Here is an 8,481-nt window from a genome sequence, read left to right as displayed (position 1 = left end):
GACGTTTTTCGGTATCGATGATCGGCAACGGGGACCGCCGCAACGGCGGCCGATAACAATCCAATGGGGATCCACATGAACGCCAACGCACTGGAAGCCTTCGAGAAATACGAATCGCAAGCACGCTCGTACTGCCGCGAGTTCCCGGTGGTGTTCGCGCGCGCCAAGAGCAGCTACCTCTACGACGAACGCGGGGAGGCGTTCATCGACTTCCTGTGCGGCGCCGGCGCGCTCAACTACGGCCACAACAACGACGCGATCAAGCAGGCGGTGCTGGACTACATCGGCGGCGACAACATCATGATGAGCCTGGACCTGCACTCGCAGGCCAAGCGCGACTTCATCGAGACCTTCCAGCGCCTGATCCTGCAGCCGCGCGGGCTCGACTACCGCCTGCAGTTCACCAGCCCGACCGGCACCAGCGTGGTCGAGTCGGCGATCAAGCTGGCGCGCAAGGTCACCGGCCGCCAGAACGTGGTCGCCTTCACCAACGCCTTCCACGGCATGACCGGGGTGTCGCTGAACCTCACCGCCAATCGCTACCACCGCCAGGCGGTCGGCTACGGTTCGGTCTCGCGGCTGCCCTACGACGGCTACCTGGGCGAGATCGACACGGTCGATTTCCTGCGCAAGCTGCTGGAGGACCACAGCTCGGGCCTGGACCTGCCGGCGGCGGTGATCCTGGAATCGGTGCAGGGCGAGGGCGGCCTCAACGTCGCCTCGGTGCAGTGGCTGCGCAAGCTGCGCGAGCTTACCGCCGAGTTCGGCATCCTGCTGATCGTCGACGACATCCAGGCCGGCTGCGGCCGCACCGGCCGCTTCTTCAGCTTCGAGCGCGCGCAGATCGAGCCGGACCTGGTGTGCCTGTCGAAGTCGATCGGCGGCATGGGCTTCCCGATGGCGCTGCTGCTGGTGCGCCCGGGCATCGACGCCTGGTCGCCGGGCGAGGACAACGGCACCTTCCGCGGCAACAACCTGGCCTTCGTCGCCGCCGCCGAGGCGCTGCGCCGCTACTGGGACGGCCACGCGTTCGAACGCGAGTTGGCCGACAAGGAGGCCGGCATCCGCCGCGCGCTGGAGGCCATCGCCCAGGCGCATCCGGCGATGGTCCGCCAGGTCCGCGGCCTGGGCCTGATGCAGGGCCTGGAATTCCACGCCGAGCAGGACACCGCGGCGGTGATCCAGGCCTGTTTCGAGCGCGGGCTGGTGGTGGAGTGCTGCGGCCCGCGCGGGCAGGTGCTCAAGCTGATGCCGGCGCTGACCATCGAGCCGGAGGTGCTGGCGCGCGCGCTGGAGATCATCGCCATCGCGGTGGACCTGCGCGCCGCGCACCGGCCCGAGTTGGCCGAGCTGCTGGCGCCGCTGGCCGCGGCGCAGGGCGCGCCGGCATGAAACCGCTGACCGCGCTCGATTCGCTCGACCAAGCGACCTTCGTCGCCGACTACGTGCAACGCAACCGCCCGGTGGTGGTGCGCGAACTGGACTTCGATCCGGCGCGCTGGACCCCGGCGGCGTTCCGCGCCGACCTCGGCGACCTGCCGGTGCAGGTCTACGACGCGCTGTTCGACCTGCAGGAAGTGGCGACCCTGGCCGACTACCTCGACCGCCAGTTCGGCCACGCCGGCGACTACCGCGAGGGCGTGCCGTACGTGCGCTGGTACAACCAGCTCAAGGGCGTCGACCACGCCTGGGGCGACGAAGCCTTCGCGCGCCTGGCGCTGCGCTGGCGCATGCCCGCGTTCCTGCCCCGGCAGGGCCTGCTGGTGCCGGCGCGGCCGCAGTCCGACGCCACCGTCGATGCGTTTCCGTACCGCGGCATCCTGGTGTCCGCGCGCGGCGCGCGCACCCGCATGCACCGCGACCCGTTCTGCAGCGATGCGGTGGTGGCGCAGTTCCACGGGGTCAAGGAAGTGGCGATGTACCACCCCTCGCGCGCGGACGAGCTGGCCGCGCGCCGCCAGGACGGCAGCTCGTTCGGCGGTTTCCTCGACGTGCGCGGGGCCGAGCTGGGCCGGCTCGCGGTCGAGCCCGACTACCACGGCTTCATCCGCCCGGGCGAGGTGATCTACATCCCGCACGGCTGGCTGCACGACGTGATCGTGGTCGAGGACTCGATCTCGGTGACCTGGAACTTCGTCCACGAACGCGGCTCGATGGAGTTCATCGATTACCTGATGAGCGGCTCGGAAAGCGACAGCGAGTTCGAAGTGCTGCGCTACTTCTACCGCCAGTCGGGCTACGAGTTCGGCTCCTCGCGCGACATCGTCAAGGCGTTCAACCAGAAGTTCTGCGAACTGCAGGAACTGCTCGAAGCGCAAGCCGCCTGATCCGGGCCTCGTCCGCCGCGCCGCGCCCCGCGGGACGCAGCGCGGCGGCGCGCGCGCAACGCACCATCCTCCAAGAGACTCGATGCAATGAGCGCCACTCGCAGCTACCTGGGAATCGGCATCGGCTTGGCCGTCGTCGGCGCGGTCGTCTGGTTCGGCCTGGCCGGACGGCCGCAACCGGCCGCGGCCGCGACCATCGCCGCGCCGGTGCTCACCGTCAGCGTGGTCGCCGCGCACAAGCGCGCGGTCGACGACGCCATCGCCGTGGTCGGCGCGACCGTGCCGCGCGAGAACGTGGTGGTGGTGCCGGAACTGGCCGGCCAGCAGGTGCGCGAGATCCACGCCGACGTCGGCGACTACGTCAGGAAGGGCCAGCTGCTGGCGGTGCTCGACAGTTCCAACCTCAGCATCCAGAGCGCCGGCCTGCGCTCGGAGTACGAGCGCACCCGCGGCGAGTACGAGCGGGTCCAGTCGCTGCAGCCTTCCGGCGCGGTCAGCCGCGAGTTCGTCGCGCAGAAGAACGCGGCCTATCAAGTGGCGCTGGCGAACCTGCGCAATGCCGAGCTGAGCGTGCGCCGCGCGCGCATCGTCGCGCCGACCGACGGGCTGATCTACGAGCGCAGCGCCGCCATCGGCGGGCTGACCAGCTTCAGCGAACCCTTGTTCAAGCTGGCCAAGGACGGGCTGGTGGAAATGGAGGCCAACGTGCCCGAGCGCCAGGTCGCGCGCTTGCGCGTGGGGCTGCCGGCGAGCCTGCGCCTGGCCGGCGAGAGCGCGCCGATCCAGGGCGAGATCCGCCTGATCGCCCCGCGCGTGGACAGCGCCAGCCGCTCGGCCAGCGTGCGCATCGCCTTGCAGCGTCCGGGCGAGAGCGCGCACCGCGCCGCGGTCGGGATGTTCTGCGAGGCCGGCATCACCGTGGCCCAGGTCGAAGGCTGGGTGCTGCCCGGCAGCGCGCTGCAGCAGGATGCCGCCGGCGCGTTCGTGTGGTCGGTGCGCAGCGGCAACGCGGTGCGGCGGCTGCCGGTGGAGGTGGTCGCGCGCACGCCCGAGCACGTGGTGGTCGCGGCGATCGACGCCGGCGAGCGCATCGTCGCCAAGGCCGGCCCGTTCCTGCGCGACGGCGACATCGTCGCGCTGACCCAGGCGCGCCGCTGACATGCGCAAGAGCCTGTCCGCCTGGTCGATCGGCAACCCGATCCCGTCGATCCTGTTGTTCGCGCTGCTGACCATCGCCGGCATGCTGGCGTTCCTGGAGCTGCCGATCACCAACATGCCCAACGTGGCCATGCCGGTGGTGACCGTGCAGCTGGTGCAGCCGGGCGCGCCGCCGTCGGAGATCGAGAACCAGATCACCCGCAAGGTCGAGGGCTCGCTGGCTTCGTTGCAGGGCGTGCGCCACGTCAGTTCGAAGATCGTCGAGGGCGTGTCGCTGACCACCATCGAGTTCGCCCTGGAGACCGACATCGACCGCGCGGTCAACGACACCCGCGACGCGGTCGCCAAGGTGCGCAACCAGCTGCCGACGACGATGGAAGAGCCGGTGGTGCAGCGCTCGGAGGACAACGGCGAGGCGATCCTGGTCTACAGCGTCGAGGCGCCGGAGATGAGCGCCGAGGAGCTGAGCTGGTTCATCGACGACAGCCTGCACCGCGAGCTGTTGTCGATCGTGGGCGTGGCGCGGGTGCAGCGCGGCGGCGGCATCGACCGCGAGATCGGCGTGACCCTGGACCCGGCCACGCTGTCCGCGCTCGGCGTCACCGCCGCCGAAGTCAGCCGCCAGCTCGCCCAGACCCAGACCGACGTGCCCGGCGGGCGGGTGTTGCTGCAGGGCACCGAGTACGCGCTGCGCACGGTCGGCCGCGCCGCCACGGTCGAGCAATTGCGCGAGCTGCGCATCGCCGTGCCGGGCGGGCGCGAGGTCAAGCTCGGCGACCTGGGCACGGTCGCCAACGGCGGCGCCGAGGCGCGCTCGGTTACCCGTCTGGACGGGCGCCCGGCGGTGACCTTCTCGGTGTACAAGAGCCGCGCCGCGAGCGAGGTCTCGGTCGCGCGCGCGGTGCAGCAGCGCTTGGACGAACTGCAACAGCGCCGCGGCGACCTCAAGTTCCGCCGCATCTTCTCGCTGGTCGAGCTGACCGAGACCGGCTTCCGCTCGACCATGTACACCTTCCTGGAAGGCACCCTGCTGACCGTGCTGGTGGTGTTCGCGTTCCTGCGCGACCGCCGCGCCACCGCGATCGCGGCGCTGACCATCCCGCTGTCGATCATCCCGACCTTCCTGTGCATGCAGTGGTTGGGCTTCACCCTCAACTTCGTCAGCCTGGTGGCGGTGTCGCTGGTCACCGGCGTGCTGGTCGACGACGCCATCGTCGAGATCGAGAACATCCACCGCCACATGCGCGAAGGCCGCGGCCCGCGCGAGGCGGCGCTGGTGGCCAGCGACGAGATCGGCCTGGCGGTGGTCGCCACGACCCTGGTGATCTGCGCGGTGTTCCTGCCGGTCGGGCTGATGGACGGCCTGCCGGGCCAGTACTTCAAGCAGTTCGGCCTGACCGTGGCGATCGCCGCGTTCTTCTCGCTGGCGGTGGCGCGGCTGATCACGCCGATGCTGGCGTCGCGCCTGCTGCACATGCCCCGGCACGGGCACGAGGAAGGCGACGGGCCGTGGACGCGGCGCTATCTGGCGGCGGTGGAGTGGACCCTGCGCCATCGCCTGAAGACGGTGGCGATCGCGGTGGCCACGCTGGTCGCCTCGTTCGCGCTGGTGCCGCTGCTGCCCAGCGGCTTCATGCCGTACCAAGACTTCGGCCAGGCCAGCGTCAGCGTCGAGCTGCCGCGCGGCAGCAGCCTGGCCGACACCGACGCGGCCGCGCAGCAGGTCGCGCGCATCCTCAAGTCGCGGCCGGAAGTGGCCTATGCGCTGACCACCGCCGGCACCGGCGACGGCGGGGTCAACCGCGCCACGGTGCTGGCCAAGCTGGTGCCGGCGCGCGAGCGCGCGCTCGACGAGCGCGCCTTCGGCAACGCCATGCTGCCGCAGCTGGAAGCGCTGCCGGACTTGCGCGCGCGCTTCGACAACGCCACCGGCAGTAAGGACCTGACCCTGTCGCTGGTCAGCGAGGACCCGGCCGAGCTGGCCCGCGCCGCCGAGGCGCTGGAGCGGCAGATGCGCGGGCTGAAGGGTTTGAGCAGCGTCGCCAGCGACAGCGGCCAGCAGCAGCCGGAGATCACCGTCAACGTCGATTCGGCCAAGGCCGCGCAACTGGGCATCACCGCGCAGCAGATCGGCGATGCGATCAACATCTCCACCATCGGCGACAACGACAACCGCCTGGCCAAGTTCGACTACGACCACCGCCAGGTGCCGATCCGGGTGCGCCTGCCGCGCGAATTCGGCCGCGACCTGGGCGTGCTGGAGAACCTCAAGCTGGCCACCGCCGACGGCGGCAGCGTGCCGTTGGCGGCGGTGGCGACGCTGCGCTTCGGCGTCGGCCCGACCACGATCGAACGCTACGACCGCCAGCGCCGCATCGACCTGAGCGCCAACCTCGACGGCATCGCCCTGGGCACCGCGCTGGAGCGGATCCGCGCGCTGCCGGCGATGCGCGAGCTGCCGCGCCCGGTCAGCGTGCTCGACACCGGCGACGCCGAATTCATGGGCGAGCTGATGGCCAGCTTCCTCAAGGCCATCGGCGCGGGCCTGCTGCTGGTGTATTCGGTGCAGGTGTTGCTGTATCGCGACTGGCTGCAGCCGTTGACCCGCATGGCCGCGCTGCCGTTGTCGATCGGCGGCGCGTTCGCGCTGATGTTCCTGACCGGGACCGAGTTCGGCCTGCCGGCGATGATCGGCGTGCTGATGTTGATGGGGATCGCAGACAAGAACTCGATCCTGCTGGTTGACTACATGCTCGAGCGCATGCGCGCCGGCGCGCCGCGGCGCGAAGCCATCGTCGAGGCGTGCCGGGTGCGCGCGCGGCCGATCGTGATGACGTCGCTGGCGATGGCCGCGGGCATGCTGCCGACCGCGATCGGCGCCGGCCTCGATGCCGCGTTCCGCGCGCCGATGGCGATCGCGGTGATCGGCGGGCTGGTGTCCTCGACCGCGCTGAGCCTGGTGTTCATGCCGGTGTTGTTCAGTTGCATGCGCGATGTCGAGGAATGGCTGTGGGCGCGCTGGCGTACGCACGACGCGCCGCCGCAGCCGCAACCGGCGGCATCCTGACCGCGGCCGTCCTCCGCCCCGACCGATTGCGTTGCCAGAGCCGTCCCCGATGCCGACTTCGTATCCGCTGTCTTCCCCGTCGCACTTGCCGTCCGACGCGCTGCGCCTGCCGTGGCTGCTGCGCCGGCCCGGCGCGCCGCGCGCGCTGCGCCTGTACGGGTTCGCCTACGCCGGCGGCGACGCCGGCATGTACCTGTCGTGGCAGCCCGCGCTGGGCGCGCAGATCGAGGTCTGCGGCGTGCAGTTGCCGGGCCGCGGCGTGCGCTTGCGCGAGCCGCCGGCGGACGCGATGGAACCGTTGGTGGAGCGCCTGGCCGCGGACATCGCCGCGCAGCCGCGGCAGCCGTTCGCGCTGTTCGGCCACAGCCTCGGTGCGTTGCTCGCGTTCGAGGTCGCGCGCCGCTTGCAGCGGCTCGGCGCGCCGGCGCCGCTGCACCTGTTCGTATCCGCGTGCGAGGCGCCGGGTTACCGGCGCGAGGGCCGCAACCTGCACAGGCTGCCGGACGAAGCGCTGATCGAGGTGTTGCGCGACTACAACGGCACGCCGGCGGAAGTGCTGCGCGACCGCGAGTTCATGGCCCTGGTGCTGCCGACCCTGCGCGCGGATTTCGCCCTGGCCTGCGAGTACGCCTATCGCCCCGGGCCGAAGCTGCGGGTGCCGATGAGCGTGCTGGTCGGCGAACGCGAGCGCGAAGGGCGCTGGAGCGAAGTCGGGCGCTGGGCCGAGCAGACCGAGGCCGGCTGCGAACTGCACCGCTTCGACGGCGGCCATCTGTTCGTCGACAGCCATCGCGCGGCGGTGGTCGATCGCGTGCGCGAGACCTTGTCGCGGGCGATGCCTGCGCCCAGGACGCAACTGGGCTGACCCGTCGCGGCCTCGCTCTCGTCCACGGTCGAGCGATTCGGCCGGGACGGACGCGGAAGACCGCGCGGCGCCGTCGCCGCGCGGTCCGCGCTCAACCCAGGTTCATGCGGTTGGCGATGCTGACCGCCTGGGTGCGGTTGAGCACGTTCAACTTCGCGTAGATGTTGCGCAGATGAAACTTCACCGTGCGCTCGGCGATCGACAGGATCAGGCCGACCTCGCGCGAGGTGCGGCCCTCGGCGATCCACTGCAGCACTTCCTTCTCGCGTTCGGTCAGCTCGTTGGCGCGCTCGAACAGCGCCGGGACGGGCAGGGGACGCAGCGGTTGCAGCGGATGCGGGCGCGGCGTATGCGCCACCGGCTCGGGATAGGCGGCCGCGTGGCGCGTCGACGCATCCAGCGCCGAGGCGGGGTAGGCCGGCGCGATCGCGCGCGAGGTCTCGGCCGGCTTCGGCGCGGCGGCGACTTCGCTCAGGTACCAGGGACGCTCGTGCGGCGTGCGTTCCTTGGCCGCGCGCGGGTCCGGCGCGGCGGCTTCGGGCCAGGGCGGCGCGGCGAGCAGGCCGGTGCCGCCGCCGTGCAGGAAATACATCTGCAGGCAGCCGGAAATGAAATCGGCGAACAACGCCCGGGTCGCGGCCTGTTGTTCCTCGGCCAGGTCGTGCCCGGGGGCGACCAGGGCCTGCAGTTTATGCAGGACGTCTTCCAGGTACTGCTTGCACCCGGGGGCCTGCGGCGATTGCGTACGTGCGCCGCCGGGCCGTTCTCGCGAGACAGCTCCTTCCACGAATCCCTCCGATCAAGAAAATCAAATGCGGCCCGTGCCGGCGCCAACCGTCATGATTAATCGCCGAAGAACTGTGGCGGCCGAATGTTTCTCCGCCATTACTGAATTATATTAATGATTAATCGCCGCCGCCCCAATCGCGGCCCGCCCGGAAAGGCGTCCGGGTGATAATCGCTAGCGGCTTCGCGATTGAATATCGGATGCCGGACGGACCGAGGTCTAGAATAAATGACCACGCCTGCGGTGACTAGCGCGTCATACGCACTTTGTGTGCCAG

General features: G+C 70.5%; 6 protein-coding genes. 5 read left to right on the top strand and 1 reads right to left on the bottom strand.

Annotation, left to right across the window (positions count from 1 at the left end; genetic code table 11):
- Positions 1-75: 75 nt before the first annotated feature.
- The 5 genes from ectB (at position 76) to RDV84_RS21595 (ending at position 7,417) form a co-directional block, all read left to right on the top strand.
- Positions 76-1,392 carry a diaminobutyrate--2-oxoglutarate transaminase gene (gene ectB, locus RDV84_RS21615; protein ID WP_250442921.1) on the top strand — a complete coding sequence of 439 codons (1,317 nt, stop codon included), beginning with the start codon at positions 76-78 and terminating at the stop codon, positions 1,390-1,392.
- On the top strand, positions 1,389-2,327 hold the full coding sequence (locus tag RDV84_RS21610; RefSeq protein WP_057947287.1) for a cupin-like domain-containing protein: 939 nt from the start codon (positions 1,389-1,391) through the stop codon (positions 2,325-2,327). Before ectB ends, RDV84_RS21610 begins: the two co-directional genes overlap by 4 nt.
- A gap of 87 nt (positions 2,328-2,414) precedes the next feature.
- Positions 2,415-3,485 (top strand): efflux RND transporter periplasmic adaptor subunit, encoded by a 1,071-nt coding sequence (locus RDV84_RS21605; protein ID WP_078999511.1) that lies wholly within the window; start codon positions 2,415-2,417, stop codon positions 3,483-3,485.
- Position 3,486: 1 nt separating this feature from the next.
- Positions 3,487-6,552, top strand: a complete 3,066-nt coding sequence (locus tag RDV84_RS21600; RefSeq protein ID WP_309151542.1) for an efflux RND transporter permease subunit — start codon at positions 3,487-3,489, stop codon at positions 6,550-6,552.
- A 49-nt stretch (positions 6,553-6,601) separates the two neighbouring features.
- Positions 6,602-7,417 (top strand): thioesterase II family protein, encoded by an 816-nt coding sequence (locus tag RDV84_RS21595; RefSeq protein ID WP_158229945.1) that lies wholly within the window; start codon positions 6,602-6,604, stop codon positions 7,415-7,417.
- Positions 7,418-7,508: 91 nt separating this feature from the next.
- Here the strand turns inward: RDV84_RS21595 and RDV84_RS21590 are convergent, their stop codons facing one another.
- A complete protein-coding gene (locus RDV84_RS21590) occupies positions 7,509-8,204 on the bottom strand; it encodes a helix-turn-helix transcriptional regulator (RefSeq protein WP_309151541.1) in 696 nt (231 codons plus the stop codon).
- Positions 8,205-8,481: the final 277 nt, after the last annotated feature.

Origin of the sequence: Lysobacter yananisis (assembly GCF_031199375.1) — a bacterium.
Classification (GTDB): Bacteria; Pseudomonadota; Gammaproteobacteria; order Xanthomonadales; family Xanthomonadaceae; genus Lysobacter; species Lysobacter yananisis.
The sequence above is the reverse complement of the archived record's forward strand: the minus strand, read 5'-3'. Positions and strand labels throughout refer to the sequence as shown.

What these genes read in the sequence shown, in the direction of transcription:
- ectB (WP_250442921.1), top strand. Translation starts at nt 76, where the DNA reads ATGAACGCCAACGCACTGGAAGCCTTCGAGAAATACGAATCGCAAGCA.
- RDV84_RS21610 (WP_057947287.1), top strand. Translation starts at nt 1,389, where the DNA reads ATGAAACCGCTGACCGCGCTCGATTCGCTCGACCAAGCGACCTTCGTC.
- RDV84_RS21605 (WP_078999511.1), top strand. Translation starts at nt 2,415, where the DNA reads ATGAGCGCCACTCGCAGCTACCTGGGAATCGGCATCGGCTTGGCCGTC.
- RDV84_RS21600 (WP_309151542.1), top strand. Translation starts at nt 3,487, where the DNA reads ATGCGCAAGAGCCTGTCCGCCTGGTCGATCGGCAACCCGATCCCGTCG.
- RDV84_RS21595 (WP_158229945.1), top strand. Translation starts at nt 6,602, where the DNA reads ATGCCGACTTCGTATCCGCTGTCTTCCCCGTCGCACTTGCCGTCCGAC.